Below are 17,587 nucleotides of genomic sequence, written 5' to 3' on the forward strand. Positions count from 1 at the left end.
TTGGAGATGTTCTACGACGATGACGCCGACCTTTCGATCATCCAGGGCCGCAAGGTCGGTGTGATCGGCTACGGCAGCCAGGGACATGCGCACTCGCTGAGTCTGCGCGACTCGGGTGTCCAGGTGCGGGTCGGGCTCAAAGAGGGCTCGAAGTCGCGGGCCAAGGTCGAGGAGCAGGGCATCGAGGTCGATACGCCGGCCAAGGTGGCCGAGTGGGCCGACGTCATCATGGTGCTGGCACCCGACACCGCCCAGGCCGAGATCTTTGCCAACGACATCGAGCCCAACCTCAAGCCCGGTGACGCCTTGTTCTTCGGTCACGGCCTCAACGTCCACTTCGGCCTGATCAAGCCGCCGGCCGACGTCACCGTGGCCATGGTGGCCCCGAAGGGGCCCGGCCACCTGGTGCGCCGTCAGTTCGTCGACGGCAAGGGCGTGCCGTGTCTGATCGCGGTCGACCAGGACCCGACCGGCAAGGGTGAGGCGCTGGCGTTGTCCTATGCCAAGGCGATCGGCGGCACTCGGGCCGGCGTCATCAAGACCACCTTCAAAGACGAGACCGAGACCGACCTGTTCGGCGAACAGGCCGTGTTGTGCGGTGGCACAGAGGAACTGGTGAAGACCGGTTTCGACGTGATGGTCGAGGCGGGCTACCCGCCGGAGATGGCCTACTTCGAGGTGCTGCACGAGCTCAAGCTGATCGTCGACCTGATGTACGAGGGCGGCATCGCCCGGATGAACTACTCGGTGTCGGACACCGCGGAGTTCGGTGGCTACCTGTCCGGTCCGCGCGTGATCGACGCGGGCACCAAGGAGCGGATGTGCGCCATCTTGCGCGACATCCAGAGCGGCGACTTCGTCAAGAAGCTGGTCGCCAACGTCGAGGGCGGCAACAAGCAACTCGAGGCGCTGCGCAAGGAGAACGCCGAGCACCCGATCGAGGTCACCGGTAAGAAGCTGCGCGACCTGATGAGCTGGGTGGACCGCCCGATCACCGAGACGGCCTAGCCCTTTGCGGCTCACGGCGCCGAGCGTCACACCAGCGTGGCGCTCGGCGTCGACCGTCACCCTGGCGTGACGCTCGGCGATCGGGCTTAGCCGGAGGCGAGCCGATCGGCGGTGTGCACCACGCGGCGCGCCAGGTGGTCCAAAGCGTTGGCGGTCGGCTCGTCGATGTCGTTGATGTTGTCGTGGGTGGCCACCAGGCTCGCTCCGTAGGGATTGCCGTCGACGAACTTGAGCGCGTCGGTGTACCCCGGCGCCACGATGATGCCCCCGAAATGCATCAGCGTGACATACAACGTGAGCAGGGTGGTCTCTTGACCGCCGTGGGCGGTGTTGGTTGAGGTGTAGGCCGCGTAAATCTTGTCGGCCAGCTTGCCTTCGGCCCACAGCCCGCCGAGTGAGTCGAGGAACTCGCGCAGCTGTGCCGCGACCGATCCGAAACGGGTGGGTGAACCGAAAATGACCGCGTCGGCCCACACGATGTCGTCTCCGGTGGCAGCCGGAAGGTCTTTGGTCGCTTCGTAGTTGGCTGACCACGCGGGATTGTGGGCGAATGAATCGGGGTCGCGGGTTTCGGCGACGTGTCGCACCCGTACCTCGGCGCCGGCGGACTCGGCCGCGGCGGCGACGTGCCGCGCCATCGTTGTCCCGTGGCCGGTGGCCGAGTAGTAAATGACCGCGAGTTTTGTCATAGCGATAGCTTAGGCATTTCGGCAATCCCAAACTCGCGACGCAAGAGCGTGCGCGCACAGTAGTAGCCGGCCATGCCATGGACCCCGGCGCCGGGTGGGGTTGCGGCCGAACACAGGTACACCTTCGGAATCGGCGTGCGCCAAGGATTTAGCCGCGGGGTGGGGCCAGCCATCGCTCGCCAGACGGAGTTTGCCCCCACTGCGATGTCGCCGCCCACGTAGTTGGCGTTGTGCGCGGCCATCGCGGCCGCGGGCACGCTGCGAGCCGCCACCACGACGTCACGGAAGCCGGGCGCGAACCGTTCGACGACACGACACACCGCCTCGGTGGCATCGACGGAAGACCCCGCCGGCACATGGGCGTAGGTCCAAAATGGCCGGTGGCCGCCGTCGTCGACGTGGCCGGGATCGGACGTGTGGGGCGAGGACGCCAGCACCATCGGCCAATCGGCGTGGCGCCCGGCGGCGATTTCTGCTTCGGCGTGCGCCATCTGTTCGCGGGTACCGCCGAGGTGAAATGTCGGGGCCGTCGCGATCCGGTCATCCGACCACGGGATGTCGCCGTTGAGCACGAAGTCGACCTTGGCTACCCCGGATCCAAATCGGTACCGGCGCAATGCGGTCGCGTACCGGTTGGGGATCGTGTCCCGATACACTTGCAGCAATGCCGTGGGTGCGGTGTCGAAGACGGCGACGCCCTGGGGCGGTTCGGTCACCTCGATCCCGGCGGTCAGCTCGCCGCCGTGCGCGCGCAGATCGGCGATCAGCGCGTCGGCAATCACCTGGCTGCCGCCGATCGGGATGGGCCAGCCGACCCTATGGGCCAGGGTGGCCAGCATCAGCCCCGCGCCGGCCGACACCAGCGAAGGCAGCGGCGAAATAGCGTGGGCAGCAACGCCGGTGAACAATGCGCGGGCATCTTCGCCAGCGAGTCCGCGCCATGCTGGGGTGCCCTGCGCCAGCACGCGTAGACCCAGATGCATGGCGGGGCGCAGCGCGGTGGGTACCGACCGCTTGTCGCCGAGTAGCAAATCGACCGCGGCGTCGCAGTTCTCTACGAGCGGGCCCAGCAAGCGCTCCCAGGATGGGCCATGCTCGAGTTCGGCGCAGGTTTGCCGCAGATCGCGGTAGGCGATCGCCGCTGGGCGGTCCGGCAGCGGGTTGGCATAGGAGATGTGCGGCACGGCCAGCCGCACGCCCCGGGCGGCCAGATCGAACTCGACAAAAAACGGCGACGCCAGCGCCAGTGGGTGCACCGCTGAGCACACGTCGTGCAGGACTCCGGGAAATTCGAAGTCAGCTGCCGTGCGGGAGCCGCCACCGAAGGTCTGTTGGACCTCTATGACCTGCACTCTTAGACCTGCACGAGCACAGATCACCGCTGCGGTCAACCCGTTGGGCCCGCTGCCGACGACGGTGACGTCCACCCCATGATTACAGCCGACTACGCTGGCCGCGTGAACCTCCCTGTTGTGTTAATAGCCGACAAACTTGCTCAATCAACAGTCGCTGCCCTGGGAGACCAGGTCGAGGTGCGCTGGGTGGACGGTCCTGACCGGGAAAAGCTGCTGGCCGCGGTGCCCGAGGCCGACGCGTTGTTGGTGCGTTCGGCCACCACGGTCGACGCCGAGGTACTTGCCGCGGCGACCAAACTCAAGATCGTCGCGCGCGCCGGCGTGGGGCTGGATAACGTCGACGTGGATGCGGCTACCACGCGCGGTGTGCTGGTGGTCAACGCTCCCACCTCCAACATTCACAGCGCCGCCGAGCATGCGATGGCGCTGCTGCTGGCCGCCGCTCGCCAGATCCCGGCCGCCGACGCCTCATTGCGCGAGCACACCTGGAAGCGGTCATCGTTTTCCGGTGCGGAGATCTTCGGCAAGACCGTCGGGGTGGTGGGTCTGGGCCGGATCGGGCAGTTGGTCGCACAGCGGGTCGAGGCGTTCGGTGCCCATGTGGTCGCCTACGACCCCTACGTGTCGCCCGCGCGCGCGGCTCAGCTGGGCATTGAGCTGCTGCCCCTGGACGACCTGCTGGCCCGTGCCGACTTCATCTCGGTGCACCTGCCCAAGACGCCCGAGACGGCCGGCCTGCTCGGCAAGGAGGCGCTGGCCAAGACCAAGCCCGGCGTCATCATCGTCAACGCCGCACGCGGCGGACTGATCGACGAGTCAGCGCTGGCGGAGGCCATCACCAGCGGCCACGTCCGTGGGGCCGGGCTCGACGTGTTCGCCACCGAACCGTGCACCGACAGCCCGCTGTTCGAGCTACCGCAGGTCGTGGTCACACCGCATTTGGGGGCCTCCACCGCCGAGGCCCAGGACCGGGCCGGAACCGACGTCGCCGCCAGCGTGAAGCTGGCGCTGGCCGGTGAGTTCGTTCCCGACGCGGTGAACATCGCCGGTGGTGCGGTCAACGAGGAGGTGGCCCCGTGGCTGGATCTGGCCTGCAAACTCGGGGTACTGGCCGCCGCGCTGTCCGATGAACCACCGGTGTCGCTGTCGGTTCAGGCCCGTGGCGAGCTGGCGTCTGAAGACGTCGAGGTGCTCAAGCTGTCGGCACTGCGCGGTCTGTTCTCGGCGGTCGTCGAAGGCCCGGTGACCTTCGTCAATGCGCCGGCGCTGGCCGCCGAACGCGGTGTTTCCGTCGAGATCAGCAAGGCCTCCGAGAGCCCCAACCACCGCAGCGTCGTCGACGTGCGTGTCGTCGGGGCGGACGGCTCGGTGGTGAGCGTCTCGGGCACGTTGTACGGCGCGCAGTTGACCCACAAGATCGTTCAGATCAACGGCCGGCACTTCGACCTGCGGGCCGAGGGGGCCAACCTGATCGTCAACTACGTCGACCAGCCGGGGGCTTTGGGCAAGATCGGCACGCTGCTGGGTGCGGCCGGGGTGAACATCCATGCCGCGCAGCTCTCCGAGGACGTGGAGGGCCCGGGCGCCACCGTTCTGCTGCGCCTGGACCAGGATGTGCCTGAGGACGTGCGTTCGGCCATCGCCGCCGCGGTGGGCGCCAACAGGCTTGAAGTTGTCGATCTCTCGTGAGCCGCGGCGGTGACGGCGTGCAGCGAAACGACGTGGGGGCAGGAGAGCGATACCGATGAAATTAGCGATCGTTGCCGGTGACGGGATCGGTCCCGAGGTGGTGGCCCAAGCGGTCAAGATCCTCGACGTGGTCCAGCCGGGTGTCGAGAAGACGAACTATGACCTGGGTGCACGGCGTTTTCATGCCACCGGCGAGATATTGCCGGATTCGGTGATCGCGGAGTTACGCGAGCACGATGCCATCTTGTTGGGCGCGATCGGTGACCCGTCGGTGCCCAGCGGCGTGCTCGAGCGGGGTCTGCTACTACGGCTTCGATTCGAGCTGGACCACCACATCAATCTTCGTCCGGGTCGGCTGTATCCGGGAGTGAAGAGCCCGTTGGCGTTGGAGCCGGGCAATCCCGAGATCGACTTCGTGGTGGTGCGTGAGGGAACGGAAGGCCCTTACACCGGAAACGGCGGCGCGATCCGGGTCGGCACGGCCAATGAGGTTGCCACCGAGGTCAGCGTGAACACCGCGTTCGGGGTGCGCAGAGTGGTGCGGGACGCCTTCGAACGAGCCATGCGGCGGCGCAAGCACCTGACCCTGGTGCACAAGAACAACGTGCTGACCTTTGCGGGCTCGCTGTGGTGGCGGACCGTGCAGGAGATCGGCGAAGAGTATCCCGATGTCGAGTTGGCCTACCAGCACGTCGATGCGGCGACCATCCACATGGTTACCGATCCCGGCCGCTTTGACGTGATCGTCACCGACAACTTGTTCGGCGACATCATCACCGACCTGGCGGCGGCCGTGTGCGGTGGAATCGGCCTGGCCGCCAGCGGAAACATCGATGCGACCCGGACCAACCCGTCGATGTTCGAGCCGGTGCACGGAAGTGCGCCCGATATCGCCGGTCAGGGCATCGCCGATCCGACCGCGGCCATCATGTCGGTGTCGCTGCTGCTTGCCCACCTGGGCCTGGACGACGCGGCTAGCCGGGTGGATCGGGCGGTCGAGGGTTACTTGGCAACTCGCGGGAACGAACGGCTTGCCACCGCCGCAGTCGGCGAGCGGATTGCGGCCGCTCTCTAGGCTCCAACCCGGGCGGACGTAGCCGGGTGGGAACCAGCGGTATCGCTGCCAGCGGGAACAACCCGCACAGTCCCCAGGCCAGTGGGTAGGCAGCCGTGGTGATCAGCGCACCGAAGATGGGAGGCCCGGCGGCCGCCATCAGGCGCTGAGTGGTGTTTTGAACGCCCAATGCGCGTCCGCTCCAGTACGGCCCGGCGTATTCCGTGATCGCGGTTGCCTGCAGCCCATTGTCGAGCACTGCGATCACCGTGATCGTGATCATCAGTAGGACGTCATACCGGGAGCCCTCGTCGTCGACGAGCGCGAGCAGGAACAGGGCGGCAGCCGACGCGATCGCGATGACGCGCACCGGTCGCATCCGCGAACCCACGCGGTCGGACCAGCGGCCTACCGCGATGCGGCCCAGCGCGCCCAGCAGCTGCGAGACGGTCACCAGGATTCCGGCAGTGGCAACCGGCCAGCCGTGATGATTCATCAGCCAAACCAGCATGAACGTGACGGTCACGGTCTGGGGCATCATCAGCAGCGCCGAGGACGCATGAATTCGCCACAACACCGCCGAACCCCGATACGGGCTGGCAAGTTCTTCCTTGCTGGCCACCTTGCGGGACTTGCGGGGCGGGTCGACCACGCCGACCAGGCTGGCTACCGCGGCGATCGTGCAAAAGGCAGCGGGAAACATCAACGCGTTGTGAATGCTGTGTTCGGCCAGCTCGGGGATCACCAGCGCACCTAGGGCGATTCCCAGGGGTTGCGCCGTCTGACGGATACCCATCGCCAACCCACGTTGATGGGGCGGAAACCAGCCGGACACCAACCGGCCGCCGGCGCTGTTACAGCTGGCGGCCGCCATGCCGCCGAGGAACAGATAGATGCCCATCAACAACAGCGAATCCACCGATGCCGCGGCATAGGCGGCGATCGCGGTGAGCGCCGAGCCCACGGTCATCACGATCTGCTCGCCGACGTGGTCCAACACATAGCCCCAGGCGACCAGCGTTACCACCATGCCCCAGCTGGGCATGGACGCCAGCAGACCCGCCTCGGCCAGCGGGGTGTCGCGCGCGTTTTCCAACCGGGGGATCAGGAAGGCGACACCGTTGATGAATAGAAATGAGCTTGCTGTGACGATCAGCGAGACGATCACAATCCACCACCGCGCGGAAAGACTCAGTTCCTGTGTGGCGCTCGACTCATCAGGCACTAGCTAATGCTTGCACACCTCTGCGCTGTCGGGTGGCGCAGCGGGATCGGCGGACTCGGCGCAGGGCGCCATCGAATCGCTTTCCAGTAAGATCGCCGGGCCGCAGCGCGCCAGGGAACGCCGGAGCCCTGCGCAGCGCGCCCAGGCCCGCTGGGTGGGATTGCGGGGCTTCTCATCGGGCCGTGCCAGCCCGAATCGTCGCCCCGCTAGGCTCATCCGAATGCGCCTTGGACGTATTGCCAGCCCTGACGGGGTCGCCTTCGCCAGCATCGAAGGCGAGTTAGACAATCCGGGTGCGATGACCGCCCGGGAGATCGCGGAGCACCCTTTCGGGACGCCGAACTTCACCGGCCGCTCGTGGCCGTTGGCCGATGTGCGGCTGCTGGCCCCGATACTTGCCAGCAAGGTGGTCTGTGTCGGCAAGAACTACACCGATCACATCGCGGAGATGGGCGGCCAAACCGGTCCGACGCCGGCGGATCCGGTGATATTCCTCAAGCCCAACACGGCGATCGTCGGTCCGAACGTGCCGATTCGGTTGCCCGCCAAGGCATCACCAGTCCACTTCGAAGGCGAACTGGCGATTGTGATCGGCCGGCCGTGTAAGGACGTCTCGGCCGCGCAGGCGGTCGACAACATCCTCGGCTACACCATCGGCAATGACGTGTCCGCCCGCGATCAGCAGAAATCCGACGGGCAATGGACCCGGGCCAAAGGCCATGACACATTCTGTCCGGTCGGGCCATGGATCGTTACCGATGTCGACCCTGCCGACCTCGAACTGCGCACCGAAGTCAATGGTGCGGTCAAGCAGCACGCGCGTACCTCGCTGATGATCCACGATGTGGGTGCCATCGTGGAGTGGATCTCGGCGGTAATGACATTGCTGCCCGGTGATCTCATCCTCACCGGAACACCCGCGGGGGTCGGTCCCATCGAAGACGGTGACACCGTCTCCATCACCATCGAGGGGATCTGCACCCTGACCAACCCCGTAGTCCGTAAAGGAAAGTCGTGACTTCATCCAGCGTCCGGGTCCGATTCTGCCCGTCGCCCACCGGTATCCCTCATGTTGGAATGGTTCGCACCGCGCTGTTCAACTGGGCCTATGCCCGGCACGCCGGTGGCACCTTTGTTTTTCGCATCGAGGACACCGACGCCGCACGCGATAGTGAGGAAAGCTATCTCGCCCTGCTCGACGCGTTGCGCTGGCTGGGCTTGGACTGGGATGAGGGGCCCGAGGTGGACGGGCCCTACGGGCCCTATCGGCAGTCGCAGCGCACCGAGATCTATCACGACGTAGTGGCCAAGCTGTTGACGGCGGGTGAGGCCTATTACGCCTTCTCGACGCCCGAGGAGGTCGAAGCCCGCCACATCGCCGCCGGCCGCAACCCCAAGTTGGGTTACGACAACTTCGACCGTCAGCTGACCGATTCCCAGCGCGCGGCCTACCTGGCCGAAGGCCGTAAGCCAGTGGTGCGGCTGCGGATGCCCGACACCGATCTGGCTTTGCATGACCTGGTGCGTGGGCCGACCACCTTCGCGGCGGGCTCGGTGCCCGACTTCGCGTTGACCCGGGCAACCGGAGATCCGTTGTACACCTTGGTCAACCCCTGCGACGACGCGCTAATGAAGATCACCCACGTGCTGCGCGGCGAGGACCTGCTGCCGTCCACGCCGCGCCAGATCGCGCTATACCAGGCGCTGATGCGCATCGGGATTGCCGAGCGCGTTCCGGAATTCGCGCACTTGCCAACGGTATTGGGGGAGGGGACCAAAAAGCTCTCCAAGCGGGACCCGCAGTCCAATCTGTTTGCCCACCGCGACCGGGGCTTCATTCCCGAAGGCTTGCTCAACTACCTTGCGCTGCTCGGCTGGGCCATCGCCGATGACCACGATCTGTTCAGCCTGGATGAGATGGTGGCCGCGTTCGATGTGGCCGACGTGAATTCCAACCCGGCGCGCTTCGATCAGAAGAAGGCTGACGCGATCAATGCCGAGCACATCCGGATGCTCGACGTCGCGGATTTCACCGCCAGATTGCGCGCGTACCTGGATACCCACGGCCATCAGCTCGCGCTGGACGACGCGGCGTTCGCCGTCGCCGCGGAGTTGGTGCAGACCCGCATCGTGGTACTCGAGGATGCGTGGGCATTGCTGAAGTTCCTCAATGACGACCGGTACGCGATCGACCCCAAAGCCGCGGCCAAGGAGCTGGGGCCCGACGCCGGCCCAGTGCTAGACGCCGCTATCGCGGCGCTTGACGGTGCGGCCGACTGGACCACTGCCGACATCGAGGCGGCCCTCAAGACCGCGTTGATCGAGGGTATGGCCCTCAAACCGCGCAAGGCGTTCGGCCCGATCCGGGTTGCCGCCACCGGCACCACGGTTAGTCCGCCGCTGTTTGAATCACTGGAACTGCTCGGCCGCGAACGTAGTTTGGGCAGGCTCCGATCGGCGCGCGATCAGGTCGGTTCGCCCTAGTGTGACGAGAATCGAAGGCGCCATGCGCAATACCGGCTGAGTCTTTGGTAGTGTGCACGTCGGCCGACAATGGTTGGCAGTAGTGGGGTCGCGATGCGGGTAAATCTCGCAGATCCGCTCTGACCAGCTGTTTTAGGCCAAAATGGGGTATGGTGTAATTGGCAACACAGCTGATTCTGGTTCAGCCATTCTAGGTTCGAGTCCTGGTACCCCAGCAAAAGCCCACCAATGCAAGCGATTAGGTGGGCTTATCCGGGTGAGCTATGCTGACTGCTCGGATTGGTTCTGGCCCCGTCGTCTAGCGGCCTAGGACGCCGCCCTCTCACGGCGGTAGCGTGGGTTCGAATCCCATCGGGGCTACAACAGAACAAGTGCGTTACCGGTCGGTCCGACCGGTACCCAGCACAGCCGGCGCGGTGCTGCCTCCGACCGGCATGGGCGGCAGCCCGAGCTTGCGGTGGTCCCAGGATCGGGTTCGGTGGCTGAGGATCCGAACGCCGACGCGTTTGTTCATCATCTGGTCGACCATGGGCTTCACGTCGTCGGTGTAGGGCCCGGTGTAGCGTTCCCACACGCTGACCCCCACCCGGTGCAGCGCCTCGGGATCGTCGATTATCTCGGCGACACCCTCGAAGGAAACCCCGCGCAACGTGTCATAGGTATTGCCGTCTTCGAGCAGGAAGCTCACCCGCGGATCCCGTTTGAGATTGACGGCCTTTTGTGACTTGGCCTTGGTCTCCAGCCAGATCTCACCGTCGACCACGGCGTACCACATCGCGGTCAGGTGGGGCTGGCCGTTCGGCCCGATCGTGGCCAGTGTGCCGGTGCGACTGGTGGTGACGAAGTTGGCGATTTCAGCCTCGGACATGACGATGTCTGCGCGCTGCTTTGTTCCCATTCGGTCAGTGTGGCAGGCACGGGCTCAATCCCTACCGGCGGACGGCCTGCCAGCAGCGACCGCGGTGCCGCGAACTTCGGTGACCGCCCCGGCCGCGGGCCATGGTAGAAAGCCGAAACAGCAGCTCAACAATTCTCTGAAGGGGGCTAGCGGTGTCGCTGAATACCCGTCTCACAGAATTCCTCGGAGTCCAACACCCGATCCTGCTGGCACCGATGGCAATGACGTCGGGGGGCCGGCTCGCTGCGGCGGTGACCGCCGCGGGTGGCCTGGGCCTGATCGGTGGAGGCTATGGCGAGGCCGAGTGGCTGCAGCGCCAGTTGGAGCAGGCGCAGGGGCAACGGGTCGGATGTGGGTTCATTACCTGGAGCCTCGCCCGCAATCCCGAGCTGCTCGACCTGATCCTGGCCGCGAACCCGGCGGCGATCATGTTGTCGTTCGGTGATCCACACAACTTCGCCGGCCCCATCCACGATGCCGGCATTCCGCTGATCTGCCAAATACATACCCGCGAGCAGGCGCTGCGTGTGCTGGAAGTCGGTCCGGACATCATCGTGGCCCAGGGCAGCGAGTCAGGTGGACACGGAATGAGTGTGCGCTCCACTTTCACGCTGGTTCCCGACGTGGTGGACCTGGTTGCCCAACGCTCGGCCGAAACGCTGGTCGTGGCGGCCGGGGGGATCGCCGATGGCCGCGGGCTGGCAGCAGCGCTGGCGCTGGGCGCAGACGGCGCCCTGGTGGGTACCAGATTCTGGGCTTGCCCAGAGGCGCTGGTATCGCCGCGAGCCCACCAGCGGGCGGTGGAGGCCAGCGGGGACGACACCATCCGTACCCGCGTCTACGACATTGTGCGGCAGCGGGATTGGCCGGCGGAATACGATCTTCGGTTGCTCAGCAACTCGTTGATCCAGGCATGGCATGGCAACGAATCCGAACTGATACGGCGACTGCCGGACCTGCTGGGCGCCTTCGAAAACGCGGTCGCGGCAGAGGACTTCGAGATGGCCACGGTGCTGGTTGGCGAGGCGGTAGGTCTGATCTCGAGAGTTGGCCCCGCCGCTGACATCGTGTCCGAGATGGTCTGCGATGCCATCCGGATACTGAACCGGTCGGGTTAGCCGCCGGCGGCGGGCACGTTCGACGTCAAGCCAGCACAGACGTCGCGGCCGCACCGGGACTGGCCGTAACGGCCGGCGGCGAAGCGGCGTGCGTGGGTACCCGGCGCGGCCACCAGAACCAGCGGCCGAGCAGGGCCGCGATGGCGGGCATCATGAAAGAGCGGACAACCAGGGTGTCGAACAACAGTCCGATCATGATGGTGGTGCCGACCTGGCCGACCACGCGCAGGTCGCTGGTGAGCATGAAGCCCATCGTGAAGGCAAACACCAGTCCGGCGATGGTGACGACGCGGCCGGTGCTGGCCATGGCTCGGATCATGCCGGTCTTGAGGCCGGCGCCGATCTCTTCCTGGAATCGGGCGACCAGCAGCAGGTTGTAGTCCGATCCGACGGCCAGCATGACGATCACGGCCATGGGCAGCACCAGCCAGGGCAGCGGCATGTGCAAGATGTGCTGCCACAACAGGACCGAGAGTCCAAAGGCGGCGCCCAGCGAGAGTGCCACCGTGCCGACGATGACCGCGGAGGCCACAACGCTTCTGGTGATGGCCAGCATGACCACGAAGATCAGACACAGGGTGGCCACCACCGCGATCAGTAGGTCATAGGTGCTGCCCTCGCTGATGTCCTTGTAGGTGGCCGCGGTGCCGGCCAGGTAGATGTTGGCGGCTGCCAGTGGGGCTCCTTTCACCGCCTCGCTCGCGGCCAGCAGGATCGGGTCGATGTGGGCGATTCCCTCGGCGGTGGCGGGATCGCCCTTGTGGGTGATGATGAACCGGGCCGCGGTGCCGTCGGGGGATAGGAACAGGGTCAGACCCCGTTGAAAGTCGGGATTGTCGAAGGCTTCCGGCGGCAGATAGAAGGAGTCGTCGTTCTTGGAGGCGTCGAGGGCCTGCCCCATGGCGGTGGCGTTGCGGGTCATGTCGTCCATTTGGGTGATCAGTGCCGAGAAGGTGCTGGCCGTGGTTTGGGTGAGGCTCTTCACGGTTTGCATGGTGGCGATCATCGGGGACAGCAGGGCGAGCAGTTTGGGTTGGAGTTCGTCGATGCGATCGAGGTCGTCGGTGAGCGTGCCGACGTCTTCGCTGAGCTTGTCGACGCCGTCGATCGCGTCGAACAGGGACCGCAGTGACCAACAGATCGGGATGTCCGAACAGTGGCGTTCCCAGTAGAAGTAGCTTCTGATGGGTCGCCACAGGTCGTCGAATTCGGCGATCTGATCACGCAGTTGATCGGTGTTGGCCTGCATCTGCTTGTTGTGGGTGAGCATGTCGTGGCTGGCGTCGTTGAGCTGTTGGGTCAGTTCTTGTTGGCGCGCCGCGATATCGATCATGTGTTGCAGCTCATCGATCATGGTGTACATGTCGGCGACGCGGGCTTTGAGGTAACCCATGTTCTCGATGGTCATGGCGTTTTGCATGTTGAGCTGAAACGGGATCGAGCTGTGGTCGAGCGGTGAGCCCAGTAGCCTGGTGATGCCTTGGACACGTGCGATGCCGGGAAGGTGGAACACGCCTTTGGCGATCCGGTCCAGCAGCATCATGTCGGTGGGATTGCGCAGATCGTGGTTCGCCTCGATCATCAGCACTTCGGGTTCCATGCGGGCCGGGGGGAAGTGGCGGTCCGATGCGCGGTAGCCGATGTTGGAGGGGGCGCCGGCCGGGATGTAATGGCGCTCGTTGTAGTTGGTTTGGTACTTGGGCAGGGCGAGCAGTCCGATCAGCGAGATCAGTGCCGCGGCGACCAGGACCGGGCCCGGCCAGCGCACCACGATGGTGCCGATGCGACGCCAACGCCGGGTTGTGGTGGCGCGTTTGGGTTCGAATACGCCGAATTTGGTTGTTAGGGCGATGACTGCCGGCGCCAGGGTCAATGAGGCCAGGATCACCGCCAGCAGACCGATCGAGCATGGTGACCCGAGGGTTTGGAAGTAGGGGAGCCTGGTGAAGTTCAGGCAGTACATCGCTCCGGCGACGGTCAGCCCGGATCCCAAGACGACGTGACTTGTCCCGCGGAACATGGTGTAGTACGCGAGCTCTCGGTCCCGGCCGGCCATCCGGGCCTCTTGGTAGCGGCCGACCAGAAAGATGATGTAGTCCGTCGACGCCGCGATCGTCAGTGCCGTCAAGACATTGATGGCGAAGGTCGATAGGCCAATCAGGTCGTTGGCGGCCAGCGCAGCGATCACGCCGCGTGCCGCAAGCAGCTCGATCCCGACTGTGAGCAGCATCACCACAACGGCCGCAATCGATCGATAGGCGATCAACAGCACGATGGTGATCACCGCAATCGTGACCGCGGTCAACCGTTGCAGACTGCTGTTGCCGGACGTGTCTTGATCGGCGCCGAGTGCACCGGGGCCGGTCAGGTAGGCCTTGATTCCGGGCGGCGGCGGCACATCGTCGAGGATCCGCGCAACTGCGGCAACGGAATCGTTGGCTCTGGCACTGCCCAGGCCACCGGTGAGGTACAGCTGCACATAGGCGGCCTTGCCGTCGACGCTTTGCGAACCCGCGGCCGTGAGCCTGTCGCCCCAGAAATTGTCGATGTGTTGGATGTTCGTCTTGTCCTGCGACAGCTTGGCAATTAGTGCGTCGTAGTAGCGGTGGGCTTCGTCGCCGAGTTTGGCATTGCTCTCCAGCACGATCATCGTGGTGTTGTCGGAGTCGAACTGCTGAAAGTCTTTGCCGATGCGCCGCATCGCGATCAGTGACGGAACATCACTGGGGCTCAACGACACCGAATGCTCTTTGGCGACCTCTTCTAGTTGTGGTGCCAGCAGGTTGGCGCCGACGGTGAGCGCGATCCAGAGCAAAATGACCGGTAGCGAAAACTTTTGGATAGTCCGGGCGATAAAGGGGCGCCCCGCGCTGTGTGCCGGCGTCACGCAGATTTCACTAGGCAGCTAGTCGCGGCATCGTGGGCATCGGCCGTGCGCTCGGCGCGGACCACGCCGTTGACGGTGATGCGACAGCTCAGGGTCGCGCTGTTGCCCTGCGCCACGAGGTGGGCAACCACCGAGGTCAGTGTGGTCACGATGGTCAACGACCACGGGATCGCGGCGTTGGCGACTTCGTGTGGTTCGGCCTGGGCATCGAGGTAATTGACCGTGACGACCGTTCCCGGAGGGCCAAAAACCTCGTAGCGAACGTACTTCGGGTTGAACGCGACAATGGCGTCGGAGTTGCCCGCATCCGGCACATATCGATGTGAGCCGAAGACGCCATGCAAGCGCATTACCACCGATGCCCCGACAATTGCGACGAGGATCATCACGATCGGCACCCACATCCGCCTAAAAAGGCTGACCATTGAACCCCCGTTCGGTATCGCCCGGTCGTCGCGTTATGCGACGAACCCATCGTGACCATGAGGGCACCGTGATTGCGCCGCGAGGCGGGTAAATTCTTGCATTTCATCGGACCGGCTCGCGCCCGAATCCTGGGAACAAAGCGGGTGAAACTACGCGCTGGGGCGGGTCCGCCGCCGAGAGGGCGTCATCGGGTCGCGGTGCCCGAAGGCGACATCGCTCAGGTGGGCGCATTATCGAGCTGCGGGATGGTCCGGTTTCCGGTCAATTCCTTGTAGACGGCCGCGATGGCTTTTACCGTCGGCTCGACATCAGCGATGTCGTGGCCCGCGGTTGAGATCAAGCGCAGTTGAACGATCCCGGGCGGTACCACCGGATAGGTCACCGCTGAGCAGAATATTCCGTGCTTATGGCGCAATTCGGTCAAGAATGCGAGAGCCGACAGCGGGTCCATCGGCAGGTACACCGGCGTGATGAGAGAGTTCGCTTTCCCGATGTTGAGACCTTCTTCGGTCAGCGAGGCCTGAAGTTTGCCGGCCACCGCGTGCGCTCGTCGGCGCAGGTCGTCGCTACGCCGCAGCAACCCCAAACGCACCCGGTTACCCGCGACGATCGGCCAGGGCAAGCCGCGGGAGAAGATCTGGGACCGCATCGTGTAGCGAAGCTTCCAAATGACATCGGCCTGTGATGCGACGAATGCTCCGGCGCCCGCGGCGGCCTTGGTGAAGGTGCCGAAATAGAGGTCGATATCGTCCTGGACGCCCTGTTGTTCCCCGGTGCCGCCGCCGTTGGGGCCGAGAACGCCGAATCCATGTGCGTCGTCAACGAGCAACCGGAAGTCGTACTGCTGCTTGAGTGCCGCGATTTCGCGCAATGCGCCCTGATCGCCGGACATTCCGAAGACTCCCTCTGTGACCACCAACACCCCGGAGTCGGGGCCCCGCACCCGGTTGATTTCGGCCAGGTGTGTCTCGAGTTGGTCAATGTCGTTGTGGGCGAACATTCGGGTCCGTTCACCGCGTTTACGGTGCAATCGAATCCCATCGATGATGCAGGCATGGTTTTCCGCATCCGACACGATCCAGTCCACCTCGGTGGTCAGGGAGTCAATCAGCGAGATCATGCCTTGATAGCCATAGTTGAGGACCAGTGCTGCCGGCTTTTGCGCATAGTCGGCCAGTTCGCTCTCGAGTAGCTCGAGATCGTCGGTTTCGCCGGACATCATTCTCGAGCCCATGGGAGTCGCCAGTCCGTAGCGGCCTGCGAACTCGGCATCGGCCGCCCGGACTTCGGGATGATCGGCCAGCCCAAGGTAGTTGTTGAGGTTCCAGATGATGTATTCATCGTCGCGCCACGTCATTCGCGTGCCGGCGGCTCCGCCTAACTTGGGAAATGTCGCTATCCCGTGGATGGCACGTGAAAGTTGAAACAGCGGATCCTGATCTGCGACAAGTTTGGCGAATAGATCCATGGTTCCCCATGATTGGTTGGCTCTGCGAGCTACGAGGATGTCGACGAGACAGCGGCTTAGTGCCCGGCGGTAACGGATCAGGTTGCCGACGGTGGAGCCGGGTAGTGCTTGGTGGTTGCGGCCCGAGGCGGTCGGGGATTGCTCACCGCCCAAGCCGTGCCGCGTCAGGTGAGCGTGGCCGGTAAGCCGCTCGCGTTTCGCCAAAGCGCGGATTCGGCAAAATTGTGCGCACCCGAGCGTCGTTGCAGCGCCGGCACTCCGGCGCAGACGGCGCCGCATCCTGGATCGCCGCTACGAGGATCGAGCGCATCTGATTGGTCCTGACCTAATGTGCGAACGGTCGGCGAGCGCGGCCGTGTGGTTCCGGTTACAGACAGGATTACGGTAACGACAATAACCTAGCGCGCCCGGGGCTGCGGCGTTTCGGGAATGAATCGATTGCCGCAGGCAGGGGCGCGGCGATCGCCACCAGGCCTCGACGCGCGGGCGGCTGAACCGGGTGGTGTGTCACAAGATTGGGGCCGCCGGCCAAACGGGTAGCGCTAGAGCCGGCGGGCGAGTTCGTCGGCCGCGGCCAACAGGTCGGCGGCCCAACGCGCCCCGGGCCGTCGACCGATCCGGTCGATCGGACCGGATACCGATATGGCGGCGACGACGACACCGCGGCCATCGCGCACCGGCGCCGAGACGCTTGCTACTCCGGGTTCGCGCTCGGCCACGCTCTGCGCCCAACCCCGGCGGCGTACTTCGGCCAGCACCCGGTCGGTGAATTTGGCGGTTGGTAGGACGGCCTGCTGGGTGGCCGGGTCGCTGTGGGCCAGTAGCACCTTGGCTCCGGAGCCCGCCGTCATCGGTAGCCGGGCGCCGACCGGAACCGTATCGCGAAGGCCCGCAGGTGGTTCCAGCGCCGCCACGCACACCCGTGACGTGCCTTCGCGGCGGTACAGCTGCACGCTTTCGCCGGTGGTCTCGCGCAATCGGGGCAGCACGGTCGCGCCGGCGGTCAGCAGGGGATCGTCGACATGGGCCGCGAGCTCGGTGATCGCGGGGCCCAGGCCCCAGCGTCCGTCCTCGTCCCGCCCCAGCAGGCGATGGACCTCCAGGGCCGCCGCCAGCCGGTATGCGGTGGCTCTGGGCAGGCCGGTCCGTTCGCATAGTTCGGCCAAACCGCAGGGTGATTCCGCGGTGGCGCGCAACAGACCCACCGCTTTGTCGATGACGCCGATGCCGCTATCCTGTCTCACAAGGAGATACTAGCGTCTCGTATTATGAGATGGAACCCTCAT

The 17,587-nt window shown here is 65.0% G+C and carries 14 protein-coding genes and 2 tRNA genes; 8 read left to right on the forward strand and 8 right to left on the reverse strand.

The window, feature by feature from the left end:
• Positions 1-6 precede the first annotated feature (6 nt).
• Entirely contained in the window at positions 7-1,008 is a 1,002-nt protein-coding gene (gene ilvC, locus MMSP_RS09890; protein ID WP_036427193.1) for a ketol-acid reductoisomerase, read from the forward strand.
• An 86-nt stretch (positions 1,009-1,094) separates the two neighbouring features.
• Here ilvC and wrbA read toward each other — a convergent pair whose 3' ends face one another.
• A complete protein-coding gene (gene wrbA, locus MMSP_RS09895; protein WP_015355124.1) occupies positions 1,095-1,697 on the reverse strand; it encodes an NAD(P)H:quinone oxidoreductase in 603 nt (200 codons plus the stop codon).
• Entirely contained in the window at positions 1,694-3,124 is a 1,431-nt protein-coding gene (locus MMSP_RS09900; RefSeq protein ID WP_020786499.1) for an NAD(P)/FAD-dependent oxidoreductase, read from the reverse strand. Before MMSP_RS09900 ends, wrbA begins: the two co-directional genes overlap by 4 nt.
• A 30-nt stretch (positions 3,125-3,154) precedes the next feature.
• Between MMSP_RS09900 and serA the strand changes: the two genes are divergently transcribed.
• Complete coding sequence (gene serA, locus MMSP_RS09905) at positions 3,155-4,741, forward strand: phosphoglycerate dehydrogenase (protein WP_036427194.1); 1,587 nt, start codon at positions 3,155-3,157, stop codon at positions 4,739-4,741.
• 55 nt (positions 4,742-4,796) lie between these two features.
• Positions 4,797-5,816 carry a 3-isopropylmalate dehydrogenase gene (locus tag MMSP_RS09910; RefSeq protein ID WP_015355127.1) on the forward strand — a complete coding sequence of 340 codons (1,020 nt, stop codon included), beginning with the start codon at positions 4,797-4,799 and terminating at the stop codon, positions 5,814-5,816.
• Here MMSP_RS09910 and MMSP_RS09915 read toward each other — a convergent pair.
• Positions 5,716-6,990 carry an MFS transporter gene (locus MMSP_RS09915; RefSeq protein ID WP_134427185.1) on the reverse strand — a complete coding sequence of 425 codons (1,275 nt, stop codon included), beginning with the start codon at positions 6,988-6,990 and terminating at the stop codon, positions 5,716-5,718. The two genes, MMSP_RS09910 and MMSP_RS09915, sit on opposite strands and share 101 nt — an antisense overlap.
• A 250-nt stretch (positions 6,991-7,240) precedes the next feature.
• Here MMSP_RS09915 and MMSP_RS09920 point away from each other — a divergent pair, with 250 nt between their 5' ends.
• The 4 genes from MMSP_RS09920 (at position 7,241) to MMSP_RS09935 (ending at position 9,864) form a co-directional block, all read left to right on the forward strand.
• Positions 7,241-8,038, forward strand: coding sequence for a fumarylacetoacetate hydrolase family protein (locus MMSP_RS09920; RefSeq protein WP_020786501.1), 798 nt, complete (start codon positions 7,241-7,243; stop codon positions 8,036-8,038).
• Positions 8,035-9,504 carry a glutamate--tRNA ligase gene (gene gltX, locus MMSP_RS09925; protein WP_084472552.1) on the forward strand — a complete coding sequence of 490 codons (1,470 nt, stop codon included), beginning with the start codon at positions 8,035-8,037 and terminating at the stop codon, positions 9,502-9,504. The genes MMSP_RS09920 and gltX overlap by 4 nt, the downstream gene beginning before the upstream one ends.
• A gap of 143 nt (positions 9,505-9,647) precedes the next feature.
• Positions 9,648-9,719, forward strand: a tRNA-Gln gene (locus MMSP_RS09930).
• A gap of 72 nt (positions 9,720-9,791) precedes the next feature.
• A tRNA-Glu gene (locus tag MMSP_RS09935) sits at positions 9,792-9,864 on the forward strand.
• Between the two features lie 16 nt (positions 9,865-9,880).
• Here the strand turns inward: MMSP_RS09935 and MMSP_RS09940 are convergent.
• Positions 9,881-10,402 (reverse strand): pyridoxamine 5'-phosphate oxidase family protein, encoded by a 522-nt coding sequence (locus MMSP_RS09940; RefSeq protein WP_011740027.1) that lies wholly within the window; start codon positions 10,400-10,402, stop codon positions 9,881-9,883.
• A gap of 152 nt (positions 10,403-10,554) precedes the next feature.
• On the opposite strand from MMSP_RS09940, the gene MMSP_RS09945 reads away from it, so the two are divergent.
• Positions 10,555-11,520: a nitronate monooxygenase family protein gene (locus MMSP_RS09945; protein WP_020786503.1), complete on the forward strand. Its 966-nt coding sequence runs from the start codon at positions 10,555-10,557 to the stop codon at positions 11,518-11,520.
• A gap of 25 nt (positions 11,521-11,545) precedes the next feature.
• On the opposite strand, the gene MMSP_RS09950 is transcribed toward MMSP_RS09945, so the two are convergent.
• The 4 genes from MMSP_RS09950 to MMSP_RS09965 form a co-directional block, all read right to left on the reverse strand.
• Positions 11,546-14,407, reverse strand: coding sequence for an RND family transporter (locus MMSP_RS09950; protein ID WP_020786504.1), 2,862 nt, complete (start codon positions 14,405-14,407; stop codon positions 11,546-11,548).
• Positions 14,404-14,832: an MmpS family transport accessory protein gene (locus tag MMSP_RS09955; protein WP_012393537.1), complete on the reverse strand. Its 429-nt coding sequence runs from the start codon at positions 14,830-14,832 to the stop codon at positions 14,404-14,406. The genes MMSP_RS09950 and MMSP_RS09955 overlap by 4 nt, the downstream gene beginning before the upstream one ends.
• Before the next feature lie 218 nt (positions 14,833-15,050).
• Positions 15,051-16,301, reverse strand: coding sequence for an aminotransferase class I/II-fold pyridoxal phosphate-dependent enzyme (locus MMSP_RS09960; RefSeq protein WP_036426398.1), 1,251 nt, complete (start codon positions 16,299-16,301; stop codon positions 15,051-15,053).
• A 542-nt stretch (positions 16,302-16,843) separates the two neighbouring features.
• Positions 16,844-17,545 carry an IclR family transcriptional regulator gene (locus MMSP_RS09965; RefSeq protein ID WP_012393539.1) on the reverse strand — a complete coding sequence of 234 codons (702 nt, stop codon included), beginning with the start codon at positions 17,543-17,545 and terminating at the stop codon, positions 16,844-16,846.
• Positions 17,546-17,587: the final 42 nt, after the last annotated feature.

This window comes from Mycobacterium sp. 012931, assembly GCF_000419295.1.
Lineage (GTDB): Bacteria > Actinomycetota > Actinomycetes > Mycobacteriales > Mycobacteriaceae > Mycobacterium > Mycobacterium marinum.